The sequence below is a fragment of the Bacteroidia bacterium genome, from assembly GCA_041391665.1.
GTDB lineage: Bacteria > Bacteroidota > Bacteroidia > J057 > J057 > JAGQVA01.
The window spans coordinates 1,316,160-1,337,895 of record JAWKNO010000003.1; the positions used below are offsets into that span (position 1 = coordinate 1,316,160).

Annotated in this window: 7 protein-coding genes; 1 reads left to right on the forward strand and 6 read right to left on the reverse strand. The window is 46.7% G+C overall.

Translation table 11 applies throughout. The annotated features are described in order from the left end of the window. Nucleotides 1–124: 124 nt before the first annotated feature. On the forward strand, nt 125–2,635 hold the full coding sequence (locus R3D00_28165) for a M14 family metallopeptidase (protein ID MEZ4777084.1): 2,511 nt from the start codon (nt 125–127) through the stop codon (nt 2,633–2,635). 4 nt (nt 2,636–2,639) lie between these two features. Here the strand turns inward: R3D00_28165 and ribH are convergent, their stop codons facing one another. From ribH to R3D00_28195, 6 genes are all read right to left on the reverse strand, one after another. Further along, nucleotides 2,640–3,131 (reverse strand): 6,7-dimethyl-8-ribityllumazine synthase, encoded by a 492-nt coding sequence (gene ribH / locus R3D00_28170; protein ID MEZ4777085.1) that lies wholly within the window; start codon nt 3,129–3,131, stop codon nt 2,640–2,642. After that, nucleotides 3,128–3,823, reverse strand: a complete 696-nt coding sequence (locus tag R3D00_28175; GenBank protein ID MEZ4777086.1) for a tetratricopeptide repeat protein — start codon at nt 3,821–3,823, stop codon at nt 3,128–3,130. The genes ribH and R3D00_28175 overlap by 4 nt, the downstream gene beginning before the upstream one ends. Nucleotides 3,824–3,965: 142 nt before the next feature. Further along, nucleotides 3,966–7,682, reverse strand: coding sequence for a T9SS type A sorting domain-containing protein (locus R3D00_28180; GenBank protein MEZ4777087.1), 3,717 nt, complete (start codon nt 7,680–7,682; stop codon nt 3,966–3,968). Then, nucleotides 7,679–12,925, reverse strand: a complete 5,247-nt coding sequence (locus R3D00_28185) for a S41 family peptidase (GenBank protein MEZ4777088.1) — start codon at nt 12,923–12,925, stop codon at nt 7,679–7,681. The genes R3D00_28180 and R3D00_28185 overlap by 4 nt, the downstream gene beginning before the upstream one ends. A gap of 390 nt (nt 12,926–13,315) precedes the next feature. Next, the gene (locus R3D00_28190) at nt 13,316–20,620 is read right to left on the reverse strand and encodes a GEVED domain-containing protein (GenBank protein ID MEZ4777089.1); all 7,305 of its coding nucleotides are present in this window, start codon (nt 20,618–20,620) and stop codon (nt 13,316–13,318) included. A 160-nt stretch (nt 20,621–20,780) separates the two neighbouring features. Further along, a complete protein-coding gene (locus tag R3D00_28195) occupies nt 20,781–21,731 on the reverse strand; it encodes a HAMP domain-containing sensor histidine kinase (GenBank protein ID MEZ4777090.1) in 951 nt (316 codons plus the stop codon). Between the last annotated feature and the right edge of the window lie 5 nt (nt 21,732–21,736).

Here is a 21,736-nt window from a genome sequence, read left to right on the forward strand (position 1 = left end):
ATTGAATAATAAAACTTTAAAGTTGAATTTTTTAAAAAAAATAACAAAATAATCCACTTTAAGATTGGATTGAATTTTGTTTGGCCAATTTATCCAGAATCCTTAGCTTGGATAAAAATTATTTATGCTTCGGCTTTATACCCTGCTTTTGTGTTTTTTCATAGTTCCTTCCTCCTTTGCCGGTCTGGTTCCTTCCCCGGAAGCATATCTTGGTTATCCGCCTGGCAGTCGTTTCACTTTTCATCACAGGATTACGGATTACTTTTCTCATGTCGCTTCGGTTTCAGACAAAGTTGCGATTATTCCTTATGGCTCGACCTGGGAAGGCCGCCCTTTGCTGGTGGCAGTAGTAACTTCTCCCGGAAATCATAAAAATTTGCCTCAAATCCAGGCTTCCAACCTCGTCCGTGCAGGTATGGGGGCAATATCCAAAGGGGAAAAAGCCGATATTCCGATTGTATGGCTTAGTTACAATATACACGGAGACGAGGCCTCCAGTTCTGAAGCTGCCATGCAAATGCTGTACTTTCTGGCAACTGCCGATACACTGCCCTGGCTTGATTCTATGGTCGTTATCCTCGATCCATGTATGAACCCCGATGGCCGCGACCGCTATGTAAACTGGCAATATCAGACCGGAGCAGCCAATCCGAATCTTTTTCCTCAATCCGTCGAACATAGCGAAGACTGGCCCGGTGGAAGAGAAAATCACTATCATTTTGACCTGAACCGCGACTGGTGTTGGCAAACTCAGCCTGAAAGCCGCCAGCGTGCCGCTCTTTACTACCAGTGGATGCCCCAGATTCATGTCGATTTCCACGAAATGAAATCCGATAAAGCCACGTACTTCTTCCCTCCTTCGGCCCGTCCTTTCCATCCGGCCATCACCGGTTGGCAAAGAGAATTTCACACAATCATCGGGAAAAACCATGCAAAATGGTTTGATAAAAACTACTGGTTATACTTTTCCAAGGAAGTTTACGACCTGTTTTACCCAAGCTATGGTGATACCTGGCCTTCGTTTCAGGGCGCAATGGGTTTTACCTATGAGCAGACCGGTGGCGATGGTGCGGGCAGGGCAGTATTATTGGCAAACGGCGATACGCTAACCCTCGCTGACCGAATCGCCAAACACCTTACGACTGGTATATCCACCATTGAGTCGGCCTATAACAACCGGAAAAAACTCCTGGGCGAGTTCCAAAAATACTTTGAGAATAATAGCCAGAAACCCTATGGTTCATACAAAACTTATATAATAAAACCAGGTACACACCCCGAACGCGCCGGGCAATTGCTTCGGCTACTGGATCAAAACCAGATTCAATACGGTAGCCCGTCGGGGGAAACCAAAACCTTGAAAGGATTCAGCTATGCGGACAATGCAGAAATAAATTTCCAGCTCTCAGCGGACGACATTGTCATTTCTGCCTATCAACCCAACAGCCTTTTACTTCAGGTCTTGTTTGAACCTTCACCTCAACTGGAAGACTCTCTCACCTATGATCTTACGGCATGGGCACTTCCGTATGCCTACGGGTTGTCATGTTATGCACTGGAAAGCCGGATCAACCCGGAACCCTATCGAAGCCCTTTCCACCCAACTGATAAACTGCAACCTGCCAATCCTTATGCATGGCTGGTAGAATGGAAGGACTTTCACCATGCGAGGTTTCTCGCCACAGCGATCCAGGCCGGAATTGTGCCCTCACGTGCTACGGCGCCCTTTCGTATCGGGGACAAAGAATTTGAGCGGGGTACATTGATATTTTATGGAGGAAAACAAGGAGATGCATCAGGTTCAAAACTACAAAAACTGGCTGCCGAAAGTGGAGTGGAATTATTTCCGGTAGCGAGCGGCCTTGTAGATGAAGGGAACGATTTGGGGTCTGACCAGATCCAGGCCTTACAAAAACGAAAGGTTGCGTTGCTTCGTGGAGCGGAGATGTCAGTGATTAGTTTTGGCGAACTCTGGTATTATCTGGAGCAGGATCTGGGTTATCCTGTTTCGGTATTGGATACACGATTTTTGGAAAAAGTCGATTTAGAATCCTTTGATCTTTTGATTTTGCCATCGGGCAACTACGAAAGATTTTACGATCAAATCATGGATTTCATTGAAACCGGAGGCACAGTTATCGCCCTTGAAAAGGCCATGGATCTGTTTGGAAAATCGGGAAACAGACAACAGACAGCATTATATACGGCCATTGAAAGGGGGAAAAGGAGCCTTACCCGCAACTTTATGATGCAGGATACACCAGCCACGCTTTTTGAGGAAATGCCCAGATTAGCGATCAGCAATTCGGTTCCGGGTAGTATTTTCCGTGTAGATACAGACCCGACGCATCCGCTGGCATTTGGGATGGGCGATCATTTTTATTTATTAAAGCACAATTCTACAGCGTTTCCCCTATTAGAAGATTCGGGGTGGAATGTCGGAAAATTTCCGGAAGCACTGGAAACGCATGGTTTTACGGGAAAGAATGTAAAAGACATCATGCCCAATAGCATGGCAGTTGGAGTAGAGAAATACGGGAGGGGAACCATTATCTATTTTACCGATTCACCTGTGATAAGGGGATTCTGGTATAGCGGGAAGTTGCTGTTGGCGAATGCCGTATTCTACTGGTAAAACTTTAGCCTCTTTCCAGATCTATCATATCCAGAAGTGCGACGGCGGCTTCTGCGCCTTTATTTCCCAGACTACCGCCTGCACGGTCCATTGCCTGCTCCAGAGTATCAGGAGTCAGCACACCGAATATCACAGGCTTATTGTGGTCAAGCGCAACACGGATGATCCCATTGGCTACAGCCTGAGCGATAAATTCAAAGTGGCGGGTTTCACCCTGAATAATACAACCGAGGCAAATGACCCCATCGAGGTTATAGTGTTTGGCAAGCGCAATGCTGGCAGCCATGGGCAGTTCGAAAGAGCCAGGCACATCATACCGGAGAATATTTTCCGGACGGACACCCGTTTCTTTCAAAACATTGACCGCACCTTGAAAAAGTGCGGTCGTAATTTCTTTATGCCAGTTGCTTACAGCGATTACTACACGGTCAGCCCCGTGGTTTTTACCTCCGGAGTAACGGATAGCAGAAAGGTCGTGCGCCTTAGAGTCGCTCATTCTGATACTCTTCCGATATATTTATCGATATTCAGCCCTTCGGTACTGGTCGGGAAATCCGTTTTGATCTTTTTGTAAAGACCCAATGCTTTTTGAGGTTTGCCGGCAGCCTCGTAGTTTCTACCTGCATTCAACAGCATGGTAGGAGTCGTGGCTTCGTTCTCTGCTGGAGTATAAGCGGCCTTCTCAAAAAGAGAAGCTGCTTTTTCCGGATTACCGAGATCCTCATAGGTGAAAGCCAATGCAGAAAGTACAGACATGGAGAAAAGATTATCTCCAAGGGAGACTTTCTCCAAATACTCTCGTGCGGACTCCAGGTCGTTTTTCTGTAAATAGATCGAACCGATATAGAAGTTGGCCATATTGGCGGCTTCTGTACCACTGTAGTCAGAGACAATATCGAGCAGACCAAGCGATTGTCCGTCCCCGTTTAATGCGAGGTCGAGCGAATCAGCTTCAAAATACTTTACAGCCTGGAACATCTCGCTGCTGGCTTCGGTATGTTTGCTGCTGCGCATTACATCATAGCCAACAATTGCCGCTATTACGATGGCAACTATTGCAACCCCTATGATGATAAGGTTTCGGTTTTTCACGACAAACTCTTCGATGGAAAACCCGCCTTCAGACACTTCTTTGCCCTTGTCCAATACTTCGTCGTCCAAATCCCTCGCTTTTACTTTGCTTGCCATAGTTTATTGCATATTAATCTGGTCTGCAAAACAAATAAAACAAAGCCTAAACTACAAAAGTTTACCCCTGAAATGATAAGAATATAAAAAAAAAGGGGGCATAACGCCCCCTTCTTCTGTCTGACAATCATCAGATCATCATTTATTTTCTCACAATACGCTTGTAAGCGGTGCGTTCGCCATCGGAAATTTTCACTACATACACACCTTCCGCATGCTGGGTAAGGTCGAATCTGTATTTAAATCCGCCGAAGACATGGTTTTCCACCTGCTTCATGATCGTACGTCCACGTGCATCGCTCACTTCTATGGTCAATGTCTCAGCCTGAATATCCAGCCCTTCGATCCAGAACTGATCGACGGTCGGGTTCGGATAGACGCTGATTGCACTGCCAAAGAGTTCGTCGCCAATGCTTGTCGGACCTACCACCTGTACCAGTGTGTCGCTACCGCAGTCATTGGTTACGATTTGTGTTACCTGGAATGAACCGGTAAACTGATACGTATGGGTGGGGCTTGGATCTGTACTGGTGTTTCCGTCTCCAAAATCCCAGCTGATGGATGAGCCATTGGCTGACGCATCGTTGAACTGGAAGGTAAAGCCGAAGTTCACCCAGTTGTAGTTAAAGCCTGCCACAGGACTCAGTTCGAGGCTCAGCGTTACGGTGTCTGCACCTTCGCAACCACCAGCATCTGTTACGGCTACAGAGTAAACCCCTGCGGATGTTGCCGTGATCGTCTGTGTTGTTGCGCCATTGCTCCACAGGTAGCTGGCTCCCGGGTTGCCTGCATCAAGGGTAATGCTGTCGCAACCTGCCTGATCGCCACCGAGGTCAACCGAAGGAGGCGTACCCGCAGTAATCACAATCGCATCTGTAGTTGCACAACCACTGGCTGGATCGGTAACCGTTACGGAAACGGTATCTGAACCACTTACAGGAGGAAGCGCCACGATAGTCTGACTGTTGTCGCCCGTGCTCCAGTTAAAGCTCAGACCAGGGTTGCCGGCGTCGAGCGGAACAGGGTTACAAGTAGTCAGGTCGCCACCAAGGCTTACAACCGGTGCATCTTTCACATCAATGGTGATCGTATCACTTGCTGAACAGCCCAGCGCAGTTACTTCTACATAGTAAGTACCACTGTCGGTAACAGTCAGCGTCTGGGTAAAGGTACCCGGTACAGACCATACATAAGTAGAGCCAGGGTTACCCGCGTCGAGTACGATCTGATCACAAGCTACCGTGTCGTTTGGACCAAGGTCAACCGTAGGCGTGGGGTTGACCAAAAGATTCACAGAGTCAGTACCCACACAGCCATTGATATCCACCACACTTACATAATAAGACCCGGTGGCATTAGCTGTGATACTGGCAGTCGTATCACCTGTGCTCCACATGTAAGATACAATCTGTGGGAGGAATGCATCAAGTACCTGACCTTCGCAAGCTGTACCATCAGGGCCCAGATCGACAGGCACATCCGGGAGGAATACTGCCTGAACAGGAACAAACGGGCTCGGACAACCGAATGGTGTAATGTTCCAGTCGTAGAAGAAGTAGTAAAACCCTGCGAGGTTATTGATTGCATTGGTGATGGAAATCACACCGGGGACTTCATAGGGGTACACAGCACCTGCTGTATTCCGGAAAGCACTCGGTATGGTTGATCCCGCAAGATTGATTTCATACCCCACACCCGCAGGAACGCTAAAGTTGACATTCAGCACGGTATCAGGAACCGTTCCGGCAAATGGGAAAGTTCCGGTCTGAACGATAGCGCCTGTATTGTCATAAACTGTAATCACGATATTACCGGCACCTGACGGGTAAATCTTCAGTGAATTGATCGTCAGTGCCTGAAGCGCATCAAAGACAAGCCCATCGGCGAAGAAGGTGTAGTTGGCACCAGCTCCAATGGCATTATTTGCCGGAGAAAATCCGCTGTAAGATACCTGATCGGTAGCCTGAGCATAATACGTGGTGGTACTTGTCAGGAAGGGAGTAATCAGGGTATCTCCTGTCGCGATGATGTTACCACCCGGCGTATCAAACCAACGGATAGAGGTAGATCCAGAATTGGCGATCAGCATAAAGGATGCAGAGTCGCTCGAACAGATCGAATCAGCGAATACCGTAGGTGGTGCAGCAGAGATCGAAATATCGGAGCTAAACAGTGTACTGTCATTAAAGAACAGCGTATCTCCCGCCAGTACTGTATAACCCGCAAAGTTGAAGATACCGCCGACGTTGGAGTTGAATGTTCCCACAACAAAGAATGCCGTGTCTCCGGGAGCAATTGAGTCCGGGAAAACACTCGTAATCGTGGTATTTGCAGCGCCAGTGATATTGACTGTTACAGGTACGTTTTGCTGGGTTTGGACACCATAGTTCACCAGCATTACTTCAATAACTGTAGAATCAGAGCTACAATCCTGTCCGGCGGGCTGTGTAAATGCCGCTACCCCCATATCGTCGTCCGGGGTATCGTAGATAAAGATGTCATCAAAAGCAAATCCATCATCCTGAACAGATCCATCAGAACCAAATGCCACTCTCAGACGCACGTCTGTCTGACCTGCCAGACCATCAAGGGCATGTTTAGCAATCACCCAGCCATTGGAACCGGAACCATTTCTTCCTGTCCACCCTTCCTGCTGACCTCCGGGATTACCATTGATCGTATTGTCGGTGTACCAGTTGTCGGGGTCTCCAAAGGCACCTACGTTTTGCCAGGTAGCACCGTTGTCAATGGTTGACTGAAGCACAGCACCATCCCAGCTGATTTCTGATTCCCACCAGATGGCCATCTCTATCCGGGGAGCAGAGAGGTTGGAGAAATCAAAACATGGGCTGAGTACCCAGCCATTTTCGTCATTATTGTACAGTCCGGTAGCATTGGTAACCCATGCGTTTACCCCGGAAGCTGCGGAGTTGATAACAACATTGGCAGGGGTATTCAATTCGAAAGTAGTAGTTCCTTCTACTGTCCAGCCACCATCGCCATTTTCAAAATCCTGCGAATATGGATAAGAGGAAACAACCGGAATATTGATAATATCAACAGAGGTAGTGTCATTGTTGACATTGGTATCACCTGCCAGACCGGAAGTCCATGCGGTTACGGTATAAGTTCCCGGTACGCTGAAGTTCTGTGCAGCAATGATAATCGGAATGGTAACACCAGGAGCAATCGTATCCTGCGGGCTTGGCAGAGTATTGACGGCTCCAGGCACGCCATTGAGGCTGATCTGGTAGCTTACCGTCACATTTGTCAGGATCGAGTCCGTACCCAGGTTGGAAAGGCCAAGTGTAACGTCTTCGCTTGCTGTGAGCCCACAACCACCTACAGGGGTAAACACGTCAGTAATACCGGCATCCTGAGGAATTACATCCACCAATCCGAAGTCATCAATAGCAATATCATGGACAAATGAACCATTGTTGTTATTCACCCGGAACCGCACACTGAATACCGGTCCATAAGCAGACATATCCAGATCGATGAAATTCCAGTTGGGATCTTTGTGTCCCAGCGGAGGAATAATATCAAGGATCAGATCACTTCCCTGAATCAGGTCAATATGCAGCGTGTTCTCGTTGTTGGGGAAGTTGGCGTCATTGGAGTGATACCAGAACTGCATCTTCGGCTGGTTGAAACTACTCACATCAAAACATGGAGAGATCACAATCACCGAGTCATTGTTGAAATCATCTTCAGCAAAGATATAGTTCGTACTGCCGGTAGTATGGTCAGCAATAGGACCGGTGTTTGCCGAACCTGTAGCAGCACTACGCACCGCCCAGTCCTGTGGTGCATCTTTCGGTTTGGCTAAACGCAGGAGGCGAGGAATCGAGCCTATTGTCGTTTTAGCCTTTGTTGTGTGCTTTTACTTATTAGTTCTAAAGCAAATTCCAAATCCTTATCTTTTTGTTCTATGATATAATCGATTTTGGGTTTAATGTAATAATCTGGAATAACACTATGAAGTTTGTCATCTTCGTTAGGTTTAATCATATATTGTAATTGTGGCAACTCGATTTGGATAGCAGTATTGGGGAGTGTAATATTTTTGGGACTCCCGCAAATTACAAACTCACTTCCTCCCGTTTCTTCACCTATGAAGATTGCTCTTTTGTGTTTTCTAAGCACGGAACAGAATATCCCTGTGTTTGAAAAACTACCACCATTTATTAGCACATAGATATTCCCTTTGAAGTTTTGAGACATTGGTTGATGTAATCCACTCTGTGGACCATTGCATTCTACAATAATTCCTTTTTTCTTTCTATAATATTGTTCTACCAATACAAATGGTTCGTTTAGTAAATATTTAAGTAAGTAATTTGAGTTCCTTGTATCACCTCCTTGATTATTACGCACATCAATAATAAGATTTTGAATACTTTTATCTCTAATTTGCTCAATTGCTTTTTTAATTTCAGGAACAAACTTTTGTCCGTAATACTTCTTTAAAATATTATTATGCCAGTCTTTGATTGTTAAAATACCAATGCTTTTTTCTTCGTCAATTGCAAGTGTTATTCCTTTTTCATCTGGTTCTTGAAGTTTTCTGATTTGTTTAAAAAGTTCAGGTTTGGAAATACCTTTAAAAGATATTGCCCTTTCTTCTAATCCATCATAAAAGTTTATTTGGTATTCTTCACTACAACCATAGAAATAACTGAAATATTCGTAAAAATACGTATTCAGAACCCAAGTGGGGTAATTGTAATTGTCTCCGTCTCGCATCATTTTGCTCAGCATTTCTTGAATTAGTTCGGATGACTTTATTCCATTTATAGAAATTATTTGAGTTCCTTCTTCCAATTTGCCTATTGAGCTATAGCTTTTAGAAACGTACAATTTACTGCCATCCCAAAACGGCTGCAACGGGATAAATAATTTGTTTGCATTATTGTTTTCCATCCATTTCTTATTTGGATAGAATAATGTGTGGCCATCTTTGATAACTCCATTTGAATTGGATAACAAATTATACACTTCCAATTCCGTTAAACTATCTTCTATAGTTAAATTGTTGAAGAAGTTAGAAAACTCCTCTTTCGTTGTGTAGATATTAATGTTTGGATGTTTTTCAATTAATGCTGACTGAAGGTATGTTAAATCCTCAAGTATCATTTCTTTGCTAAAAGTATTGCTTTGCCCAAATATAATCACTGGGATAAAAGTCAGAAATAGGAATATATGTCTAAAGTCAATCATTAAGTTTTTAGTTTTAATTGCACACAACTGTACGTTAAACCATCCGTTGGGCAGCGTAATTACCGGCGCACCGGGGCCAAATGTTACGTTATTGGGAACCCAGCCCGGACCATCAAAGTTTTCGAAGTAGGGATAGTTACCGGTATAAGCCTGATAGTGAATAACCGATTTAGAGGTGGTGTCATTCAGGGGATTGTTATCAGCAGGCGTAACCTGGGTGGTAACTACAGTGATCGTATGAGGACCGACAGCAGAAAGATCTGCGGTTGCTATAAAGCTGTACACCATTGTATCGCCGGGAGGCAGAATGCCGGGCACGGTTTCCGGAGTCGTAAATGCACCACCGTCAACAGAGAAGGATGCAATGATATTGGTCAGCGTATCAAGACCAAAACCGTAGATTTCTACTTTTACAGAGTCTGCGGAAGAAAGTCCGCAACCATCGTTGGGCAGCAATACGGTTCCGGCTTTTACATCATAAGGCTGTGGCTCAAACAGATTGATATCGTCAATCGCCATATCGCTGGTGAATGTGGTACCTGCGATACTTCTGAATACAATCTGAACCGTTCCCAGTGAAGTATAACCCGACAGGTCAACGGTAGCTTCCAGCCATGGGTCGGTTTCAGCGGTCTGCTGCTGGCCGGAAAGTGACCATACAACGGCATCACCGGTATCAGACCGTACGACTACCTGCAGTGTACCCATAGCCGCACCAAACATATGATACCAGAAGCCGAGTTTGGGCTGGTTGGCCGAACCTAAATCCACACAGGGGGAGATCAGATCAAACACATTGCCCAACACAGCGCCTGAGGTTTCTGTATACACATAAATAGATCCACCGGTTGTATGATCGTCAAGTGGCCCTGTACCGGTGGAGTTTTGAATACCATCGGTTTCTACCGTCCAGCCAACAGTCGTACTGGTGTTGGTGGAACTGGTCGTCCAGCCATTGCCAAATGTACCGGGAGAGCCTATGGTAAATCCGCTTTCAAAATCTTCGATATAGGGAAATGAAACAACAGGTAGAGCCTGTATTACAGCGGTTGTCGTATCATTAAAATCGTTATTATCACCGGGAATGCTGGTGTATATAGAAAGGTTATGGTTACCCGCTGCTGAAAAGTTAGCACTGGTAGAAACCAGAACACTGGTCGTCGCGCCAGAAGCCAATACACCGCTTGTGACGACTGTAGAATATGTTGCGGTACTTGCCCCTGTTACATCTACCGTGACAGTAAGGTTATTTGTAGAAAAGTCCACCGCTGAAGTACCATAGTTGGATATCTCCACGCTGAGACTGTCTGCACCGGCAAAACATTTAACTCCCAGCGGATCCGGATCCAGCAATGCAGAAGCGCCTAAGTCTGTCGGAGAAGGCTGAAAGAGAAGAATATCATCAATCGCCATATCGGCAGTAAAGCTACTGTTGCCATAGCTTCGGAATTCGATCTGAATTGTGTTCCCTGCCCAGAAAGACATGTCCACTGTATCGGAAAGCCAGGGGTCATTCTGCGCGGTTTGCTGCTGACCACTGAGTGTCCAGACTGTCGAATCCTGACCATTCCATAGTACTCTTACAGCCATGGTTCCCATCGTAGAACCAAACATGTGGTACCACCAGGTCAGTATAGGATTGGTGGCTGAGCTTAAATCGATACAAGAACTGATCAGCCCGAAGGTATCCACGGGAATAATACCTGAAGATTCCAGATACACATAAATATTTCCCCCCGGAGTATGGTCATCAATTGGGCCAGTACCCGTAGAGTTTTGAATACCGTCTGCCTCTACTGTCCAGCCAATCGTGGTACTTGTACTGGTCGAATTTGTTGACCACCCATTCTGGAAGGTACCGGGATTTCCTATTATAAAAGTTTCAAAATCTTCCTGAATACCCGAACTTACCGGAAGGGTTTCCACCGAAGCCTGAACCGTATCATTAAATGCATTGGGATCATTGGGGGTGCTGGCAATAACTTCCATATTGTGAATACCACTGTTGGAGAAGTCTGCATTAGTAGTCACCACCACATCCTGAGTAGCCAAAACAGCCAGCGTCCCCGAAGTAAGCGTTGGAGAAAAGGTTTGTGTGCTTGCTCCGGTTATGTTTAATGTCAGTGTCACATTATCTGTCGCAAAGTTCAGTGGCTGCGTGCCAATATTCTGAATTCGCACAGTTACAGATTCAGACGCGTCATAACAAGCGGCTTCTGTTGGAGACACCACCTGTACAGCCGCAATATCTATAGGTACCGCATTGTATAGCAGGACATCATCCAGACCAATATCTCCTGTACCTCCGGCGCCTCTTACTCCGATAAATTGAATCCGGACAACAGAATCTGTTGCCCAGCCCAAATCGGCAATTGCTTCCAGCCATGGATCTGTTTCGGCAAATTGCTGCGACCCAAGCAGCCCGTATACGAGTGAATCAAACCCGCCGGAAGTAATCACATGAACAGCCAATGTGTTGATAGTTGTTCCATACATATGATACCAGAAAGATAGACGGGGTGCACTTGCCCCAGTCAGATCGATACATGGCGAGGTAAGTGTATAGATATCTCCTGCTACACCTGACGATGTTTCTGTGTAAATATAAGTATTCCCGCCTGGCGTGTGATTGTTAAGTGGCCCGGTAAGTGTGGTATTCTGGATACCGTTATTTTCTACCCACCAGCCAGCATTAGCGTTGGGAGAAGTGGCAGACCAACCGGGACCAAATGTGCCCGGAGATCCGGCAACCCATGTTTCAAAATCTTCGGAAAGGGCTCCCCCTGAACCAAGGACTGCGCTGCTGTTGACAATATTGGCGGAAGACATGGTGTCATTCGCCAGATTTGCATCAGGTCCACCGGTGACAAACTCTGCATACGCATCAAATACATGTGTACCTGGTGCGCTCATATCATATGCTGTAGTTACCACTACTGCCATCGAACTACCGGGAAGCATCGTTCCCGATGTAAGGGTAGTAGAATACGTCTGTGGATTGGGCCCTGATGTTGTACAGGTAACTTTGACGTTATCTGTAGCAAAGTTCAGTGTATCAGAACCAAAGCTGTAAAGATTCAAAGCAATGGTCTCATTGTCTGTATAACATGCTGTATTCGAAGAAACCGGTGATATCAGATTGGTAACTGACACATCTTTCGGACCAACCACCAAGGGCAGAGTCTGGTTCCACGTTGCTGTAATTTCAGCAGCTGTCAGCGCACGGTTGTAAATACGAAATTCATCCATCAATCCGGCAGGGCTAAGACCAACATTGGCGCCATAGCCTCCTACCGTAAAGGTACCTGTACCGGCGGTAATTGTAATCGGTCCGGCCTGATTTACAGTGTTTACCAATGCTCCGTTCAGATACGCTTTGATCTGGTTTGCTGGGCTGTCATACACAAAGTGAATCACATTCGGTGTAACTACTGCACCGCCGGTTACCAGTACATCCGTAATACCTGTACCACGGAGAATCCAGTTGTTTGCCCCTGCAACTCCATTGGTAAAACAACGGAATCCTCCGGCAGACGCATCTCCGAAAATATAGTACAAAGTAGAGCTGGGCTGTATGTTGTTACACCAGAAGGAAATGGTCCAGCTTCCCGACAAACTGGTAACCCAGCCTGTATTCACATAAGAAGATGCCACACCCGTACCTACAAGTGCATTGCCAAACTGCCCGGTAGGTCCCTGAGATACCCCGGTACCCACAAAGGGTGCAGGATTGGTGCCTACGGGCGATGAGGCCAGGTTGGGGACTGCCGTAGTCCCCGTTCCGTTAAATTTTAAATACAACAACTCCGGGACGGACTGTCCAAACAGAAGAAACGTTGTTGTAAGGGTTAAGAAAAAGGTCAGAAGTAATCGTTTCATTTCATTAGTGAGATTTTGGTGGAAATTTTTAGGGAAAAAATAATATGTACCATCCATGCAAATATTGCACAGACCAGAACATTGGCTTTATTTCCAATACACAAAAGGAAAACCCCCAGTTGTTGCTGGATTTCGTTTCCAATTGAGATTACCTTGAAAATAAAGAGGTGGGAGGAAAATATAGGGAAAAGGAATTATGCGCCATACACAAGCTCGTTTAGTTAGGTGAAATTGTAAGGTAACAGTAGCCCTCTTCGATTTAGCTCGTTCAACTTAAAAAGAATTATTGGAATTTTCAACGATAACACCTGCCAAATATACAAAATGCAAAAACCGGAGAGGAAGTTTTACCCTCCTCTCCGGTTTTTTATTTTCAGAATTACCTTTCGGTTATTTTCTCACAATACGCTTGTAAGCGGTGCGTTCGCCATCGGAAATTTTCACTACATACACACCTTCCGCATGCTGGGTAAGGTCGAATCTGTATTTAAATCCGCCGAAGACGTGGTTTTCCACCTGCTTCATGATCGTACGTCCACGTGCGTCGCTCACTTCTATGGTCAATGTCTCAGCCTGAATATCCAGCCCTTCGATCCAGAACTGATCGACGGTCGGGTTCGGATAGACGCTGATTGCACTGCCAAAGAGTTCGTCGCCAATGCTTGTCGGACCTACCACCTGTACCAGTGTGTCGCTACCGCAGTCATTGGTTACGATTTGTGTTACCTGGAATGAACCGGTAAACTGATACGTATGGGTGGGGCTTGGATCTGTACTGGTGTTTCCGTCTCCAAAATCCCAGCTGATGGATGAGCCATTGGCTGACGCATCGTTGAACTGGAAGGTAAAGCCGAAGTTCACCCAGTTGTAGTTAAAGCCTGCCACAGGACTCAGTTCGAGGCTCAGCGTTACGGTGTCTGCACCTTCGCAACCACCGGCATCTGTTACTGCTACGGAGTAAACACCCGCTGAGGTAACTGTGATGCTCTGAGTTGTTGCGCCATTGCTCCACAGGTAGCTGGCTCCCGGGTTGCCTGCATCAAGGATGATAACATCGCAACCTGCCTGATCGCCACCGAGGTCTACTGAAGGCGGTGTACCCGCGGTAATCACAATCGCATCTGTTGTTGCACAACCACTGGCTGGATCGGTAACCGTTACGGAAACGGTATCAGAACCACTTACAGGAGGAAGCGCCACAATCGTCTGGCTGTTGTCACCGGTGCTCCAGTTAAAGCTCAGACCAGGGTTGCCGGCGTCGAGCGGAACAGGGTTACAAGAAGTCAGGTCGCCGCCAAGGCTTACAACCGGTGCATCTTTCACATCTATGGTGATCGTATCACTTGCGGAACAGCCCAGTGCGGTTACTTCCACATAGTAGGTACCACTGTCGGTAACGGTCAGCGTCTGGGTAAAGGTACCCGGTACAGACCATACATAAGTAGCGCCAGGGTTACCTGCATCGAGTACGATCTGATCACACGCTACCGTGTCGTTTGGACCAAGGTCAACGGTAGGACTTGGGTTCACCAACAGAATAACGGAGTCAGTACCCACACAACCATTTACGTCAGTAACATCTACATAGTAAGTACCTGAAGTAGCGACGGAGATACTTGGAATGGTATCACCTGTGCTCCACTGGTAGCTGACGATTTGTGGAAGGAATGCGTTCAGCGTAGTGCCTTCGCAAGCGGTTCCGTCAGGACCGAGGTTGACAGGTACATCCGGGAGGAATACTGCCTGTACAGGCACCAGCGGGCTGGGGCATCCGAAGGAAACAACGTTCCAGTCATAGAAGAAATAGTAGAACCCTGAAGTACCGAGGCCATTGATCGTACCTGTAACGGAGACTACACCTGGTATTTCGTATGGGAATACTGCACCACCGGAGTTACGGAAAAGGGAAGTAACCGTAGAACCATTGGCATTCATCTGATAGCCTGTGCCGACCGGAATATCAAAATTCAGGTTCAGAACCGTATCAGTAACCGTACCACCAAATGGGAAGGAAGCTGTTTCTACAACAAATCCCGTATTGTCCAGTACATTCACCACAATCGTACCTGCACTGCCCGGATATACTTTCACAGAGCTAATCGTTATATCCTGTCCGACATCAAAGGTCAGACCGTCAGGGAAGAATGTATAAGCGGCACCTGCCCCAAATGTATTATCAGCAGGCGTAAATCCGGAGTAGGTAATCTGATCTGTAGCCTGTGCATAATACGTAGTCGTACTTGTCAGGAAAGGCGTAATCAGCGTATCTCCTGTATGGATAACCTGGCCGCCCTGCGCGTCATACCAAAGAATGGTCGTAGCGGAAGTATTGGCAACCAGCATGAAGGATGCGGAATCGCTGGAGCAAATAGAATCAGGAGTTACTGAAGGCGAAAGCGCTGATGTCGTGATATCGGAAATAAACAGCGTGCTGTCATTGAAGAACAATGTGTCACCACCCAGTACGGTATAACCTGCAAAGTTGAAGGTTCCACCAATATTGGAGTTGAAAGTTCCCACAACAAACAGTGCTGTATCACCCGATACAATCGAGTCTGTATACACATTTGTAAGTGTCGTATTGACCGCACCTGTGACATTGACCGTTACGGGTATGTTTTGCTGAGTCAGGAGACCGAAGTTGACCAGCATCACTTCTACTACGGTAGAATCAGAGCTACAATCTATACCAGAAGGTTGTGTAAAGGCCACTACCCCCATGTCATCATCAGGTGTATCGTAGATGAAGATATCGTCAAATGCAAATCCGTCATCCTCAACAGACGTATCTGATCCAAATGCAACCCGAAGTTTCACATCAGATTGTCCGCCAAGGCCGTCAAGTGCGTGTTTGGCAATTACCCATCCACCGGAGCCGTTATTACTGCTGTTACGGCCTGTCCAGGCTTCCTGAGATCCACCGGGAGCGCCATTGACAGTATTGTCTGTGTACCAGTTGTCAGGATCACCAAATGCACCTACATTCTGCCAGGTAGTGCCATTGTCGATAGAGGACTGAAGCACACCACCATCCCAGCTAAATTCGGAGTTCCACCAAACCGACATTTCGATTTTGGGTGCAGAGAGGTTGGAGAAGTCAAAACATGGCCCCATGACCCAACCATCTTCACTGGAGTTGTAAATACCCGTAGCGTTGGTAACCCATGCATTCACACCGGAAGCTGCAGAGTTGATTACCGCACCAGCAGGAGTAGCCAGTTCAAAGGTAGTGGTTCCTTCTACTGTCCATCCACCATCACCGTTTTCGAAGTTCTGTACATATGGATAGTTGGTAACAACCGGAATATTTTTGATATCAACGGAAACGCTATCGTTGAACTGGTTGCTATCACCGGCCAGACCGGAAGTCCATGCTGTTACGGTGTAAGTACCGGGTACGCTGAAGTTTTGTGCAGCGATGATTACCGGAATTGTCACACCTGGTGCGATGGTATCCTGTGGGCTAGGCAGTGTGTTGACTGCTCCAGGTACGCCGTTGAGGCTGATCTGGTAGTTGATCGTCACATTTGTCAGGATCGAGTCAGTACCCAGGTTGGAAAGTCCAAGCGTAACGTCTTCACTTGCTGTCAGACCGCAGGCATCAGTTGGCGTGAATACATTCGTAATACCGGCATCCTGAGGAATCACATCAAACAAACCGAAGTCGTCGATACCGATATCGTGCTGGAACCACTGGTTGTTGGTATTTACACGGAATCTCACGCTGAAACTTGGACCATAAGCAGACATATTCAGGCTGATAAAGTTCCAGTTTGGATCTTTGTGTCCCAGCGGAGGAATGATGTCAAGAATCAGATCCGTACCATCGATCACGTCAATGTGGAGGGTGTTTTCGTTGTTCGGGTCATTGCCATTATTGGAATAATACCAGAACTCCATCTGCGCCTGATTAAAGCCGCTGATGTCAAAACATGGCGTAATCATGATGACAGAATCGTAGTCGTTATCATCATCCACAAATACGTAGTTGGTACTTCCTGTAGTATGGTCAAACTGAGGACCAGCGTTAGAGGTACCTACTGGTGCGCTTCTTACCGCCCAATCCCATGGAGCGTCTGTCTGAAGGTTCAGCCAGCCGTTGGCAAGGTTGATAATCGGGTTACCTGGATTGAATGCAGTGTTGTTAGGTACCCATCCCGCACCATCGAAGTTTTCGAAGTAGGGGTATGCACCTGTGTAAGCATTGTAGTGGGTAATGCTTACGGTTGCTGTATCGTTCAGCGGATTACCATCTGCCGGTGTAAGCTGGGTAGTAACGATAGAAACCGTATGAACACCAGGTACTGACAGGTTTGCAGTCGCTGTAAATGTATACGCAACAGTATCGCCGGGAAGGATAATACCAGGAACTGATTCCGGAGTAGTATATGCGCCACCGTCAACAGAGAAGGAAGCGATTACATTGTCCAGTGTATCGAGACCGAAGTTTACCACTTCGACGGTTACTGTTTCGCCCGAAGTCAGACCACAACCATTGGCAGGAGCCAGTACGTCGCCCGCTCTCACATCAAATGCGGGTGGTTCGAAGATATTAATATCATCGATTGCCATATCTGACTGGAAGGAGTTGACATTAAATATACCGCGGAAAATGATCTGAGCATTGGAGACCGTATTGAAAGCCGAAAGGTCAACAATCGCTTCCAGCCAGGGGTCATTTTCACTTGTTTGCTGCTGACCGGAGAGTGACCAGATGGTAGTTTCACCCACATCCGTTTTCACCACAACCTGAAGCGTACCCATATTCGGGCCAAACATATGGTACCAGAAGCTCATTTTTGGTACACTGATGGTGGTAAGGTCAATACATGGAGAAACCAGGTTGAAGGTATCGCCTGTAACAGCAGGGAAGGCACTATGTGTATACATATAGATACTTCCGCCTGAGGTATGGTCATCCAGCGGGCCGGTGCCAAAGTTGTTCTGAACGCCATCAGTTTCGACAAACCATCCGATACCGGTATTGGTATTGTTGGAGTAGCGGGTCCAGCCGTTGGTTACGGTACCGGGATCTGCAAACAATACGCCTGGGGTAAATGTCTCAAAATCTTCCAGAAGCGGGAGAGAAACCGTAGGTACGGATTCAACCACTGCATCTGTAGAGTCGTTGAAAACGTTAGGATCTGCCCCTATCGAGGTATAGATTTTCAGGTTATGGAATCCAGGTGCAGAGAAGTCAGCAGTAGTTGAAACCATGACTTCTGTAGTAGCGCCCAAAGCCAGTGTACCACTGTTAATCGTAGTGGAGTAGGTCGCAGTACTTGCACCTGTTACATCCACAGTAACCGTTGCAGGGTTTACGCTGAAGTCCAGGGGTGCAATACCGTAATTGGTGATTTCTACTTTCAGTGAATCTGAAGTGCTATAACATTTCACATCTGTCGGATAAGTCAGGGCAGTTGCACCTGCATCTACCGGTGATGGGCTAAACAACAGAATGTCGTCAATCGCCATGTCAGATGTAAAGCTGACGTTATTGGTACTTCTGAACTCAATTTGAACGGTATTTCCAATCCAGAAGGCCATATCTACTGTATCAGTCAGCCACGGAGCATTTTCTGCGGTTTGTTGCTGACCGGATTTGGTCCATACCAGTGAGTCCTGGCCATTCCACAGTACGTGTACTTCCAATGTACCCATAGTAGCACCAAACATATGGTACCACCAGGTAAGAATTGGGCTTGGGGCACCGCCGAGGTCCACGCAAGGGCTAAACAGGCTATAAACATCGGAGGTCAATGAACCGGATGTTTCTGTGTACATGTAGATGCTGCCACCCGGGGTATGGTCATCGATCGGACCTGTACCGAAGGAGTTGGCAACGCCGTCCTGCTCTACCGTCCAGCCGAGGAAGGTACTGGGGTTGTTGGAAGCCATTGTCCAGCCATTATCCAGCGTACCGGGGTTTCCAACGAGGAAGGTTTCAAAACTTTCCTGAAGGCCGGTTGTAACGGGAAGCGCTACGGCTGAGCCATTGGTCGTATCGTTAAATGCATTCGGGTCATTGGGGGTAGAAGCAATGGCTTCAAACACGTGTGTACCACCATTGGAGAGGTCAGCATTCGAAGTAACTAAAATGTCCTGGGTTGCGAGTACCGCCAATGTACCTGAAGTAAGTGTAGGAGAGAAAGTCTGTGAACTTGCTCCTGAGATATTCAGGGTAATGGTAACGTTGTCAGTCGCAAAGTTCAGCGGCTGAGTACCTACGTTCTGAATCCTTACGGTTACGGCTTCAGAAGTACTGTAACAGGCAGGGTCAGTAGGAGAAACGATAGAAACGGCAGCAACGTCAATCGGTGAAGCGTTATAGAGAGAGATATCGTCAATGGCCATATCGCCCGTAAAAGATGTACCGCGTATACCCACAAACCGAAGTTGGATGACAGAGTCTTTTGCCCAGGCCAGATCCACGATGGCTTCAAGCCATGGGTCTGTTTCAGCAAACTGCTGAGGACCTGACAAACCGTAAACCAGTGAGTCAAAACCACCGGAAGTAGTTACAAAAGCTGCTAACGTACCCATACTTGCTCCATACATATGGTACCAGTATGACAACCGGGGAGCAGTAGAACCTGTCAGGTCGATACATGGCGAAGTAAGCACATAGGTATCACCTGCGACACCAGAGGAAGTTTCTGTAAACAGATAAGTTACTCCACCTGCTGTATGGTCATCGATCGGGCCGGTGAGTGTATTGTTTTGTACGCCATCCAGCTCTACATTCCATCCGGCGTTTGGATTGGGAGTAGTAGCAGCCCATCCCGCACCCAATACATCTGCCTGACCAAAGTTCGGGTTTTTGATAAAACCTGATTCAAAGTCTTCTGCATAGGCCAGAGGGAAAAGAAGCTGGCTATTATATACCAGTGTAGAAGTGTCATTGGCGGCATCAAAGTCTCCATCCAGTTGACTCCATACCTGAATAGTATAGGTAGTATTGGGAGTAGAGAGGTTGGCTGGCTGGCTAAAGGCAAAGGTAGAACCAGTACCGCCTGCCACAGGCGCAAACAATGTATCGATAACTGGTGTACCACCATTTACAGAATAAGCCATAGGAATGGTATCCTGTGTTTGTGATCCGAAGTTGTAAACAGAAGCTTCAATGGTCTGCAAACCAAAGTTACATGAGGATGCAAAAGGCACAATGCCAAGTACACCCGCATCTTCGGGAGGCTGAGGTAAAATCACGATTCCATAGTCCTCTGTCTCTCCAAAGGTAAAGGTTGTTCCACATGGGTCAAGCGTTGCAATCCCGGAAGGATATACGCCCATTACACGCAAACGGGTGGTTCCGACAGTCGCAGTGGTTGGCACCTGAAAAGTAATCACCCCCGTAGCACCTGCTGTCAGGTTGAGGTGACCCAATTTTTCAGTTAACGCAAATGCACTGTTAATGTCGTAGTCAATCCAGGCTTCAACTGTGATGGAAAATACCGGGTTGCCGGTTACACTGAGGTTGTAAAACGCTCCTGTGTAAAGGTTTGTACTGGCAAGTGCCGTATAGTTTCCATAGCCGGACGGCGGGTTGGGAAAGCTCGCATTAATCGTCCCCAACTGGACGTTTGTCAACGAGTCTCCCGCTGTTGTACCTACTGAGTAGGCAGGTATGCAATACTGTGCATACACACTCACACTCAACAGACACGTGAAGATGAGAGTAAATAAATGCTTCATGCTGGGTTTTTTGGTTAGTAAGGACTTAAAATTACTACTCGTACATCGAAAAACAAACTTTTCAAATAAAAAGCGCGCCTGTTTCACGATGCAGAATTATCGAAAAATGAACTATTTAGGGCTGGATGATTAACCCTATACTAAAAAAGTTTTAATCTGATTATGCTGCCTTTTTCAGGCTAAAGCGGAAAGTAGTTCCTTTATTTACTTCGCTTTCTACGGTGAGCTGTTCGCCATGCATTTTGATCAGGTGTTTGCAAATGGCCAGTCCAAGCCCGGTACCGCCTTTTTCTCTTGACCGGCTTTTATCTACCCGGTAAAATCTTCTGAAAATCTTCTCCAGATGTTCTGCCTCAATACCCGGGCCATCGTCGGCCACGCTGATATACATCTTATCACCAGAATTTGTAAGAATGATCCGGACCTCTCCATTTCCTGTGCCTCCTGCATCTCCATATTTTACAGCATTGTCGACGAGATTTGACAATACCTGATGAATGCGTTCTCTGTCAGCAAGCACCATTACCTCTTCATTATTATTAGAAATAATGTGATAGGTGATTGTACGACCTTTTTTGTTGAATTTATATTCGAGTGAGTCCATGACATCCCGCACCAGTTCGTATATCGGGAATTTCCGGATTTTCATATCCATTTCGCCTGACTCTGCCTGGGTAATGATCAACAGATCTTCTACCAGATTGGATAGGCGATCGGCATTTTTCATGGCTTTTTTCAAAAACTTCACCCGCACTTTCTCATCATTCATCGCACCATCTATCAGGGTATGGATAAAACCCTGGACGGCAAATATGGGAGTTTTTAATTCGTGTGATACCTCCCCCAAAAATTCGCGACGATAGGCTTCCAGATCCTTGAGTTTTTTAATTTCCCGCTGATTGACAAGATGAAGATTCTTTAACCGGCGAAAAACGACCCATTCCAGGGTTACCACGAGCACGATAAAACTCACGAAGAAAAAAATCAGTGCCTCGTAAACCAACGTATCCGGAACCGGCTCCAGAACCTCCCTCAGTACGATATAGAGGCCAGACAATCCAATTGCCAGATATAGCGAAACAAAAATCGAGGAGGGTATTTTTTGAGTCATATTTA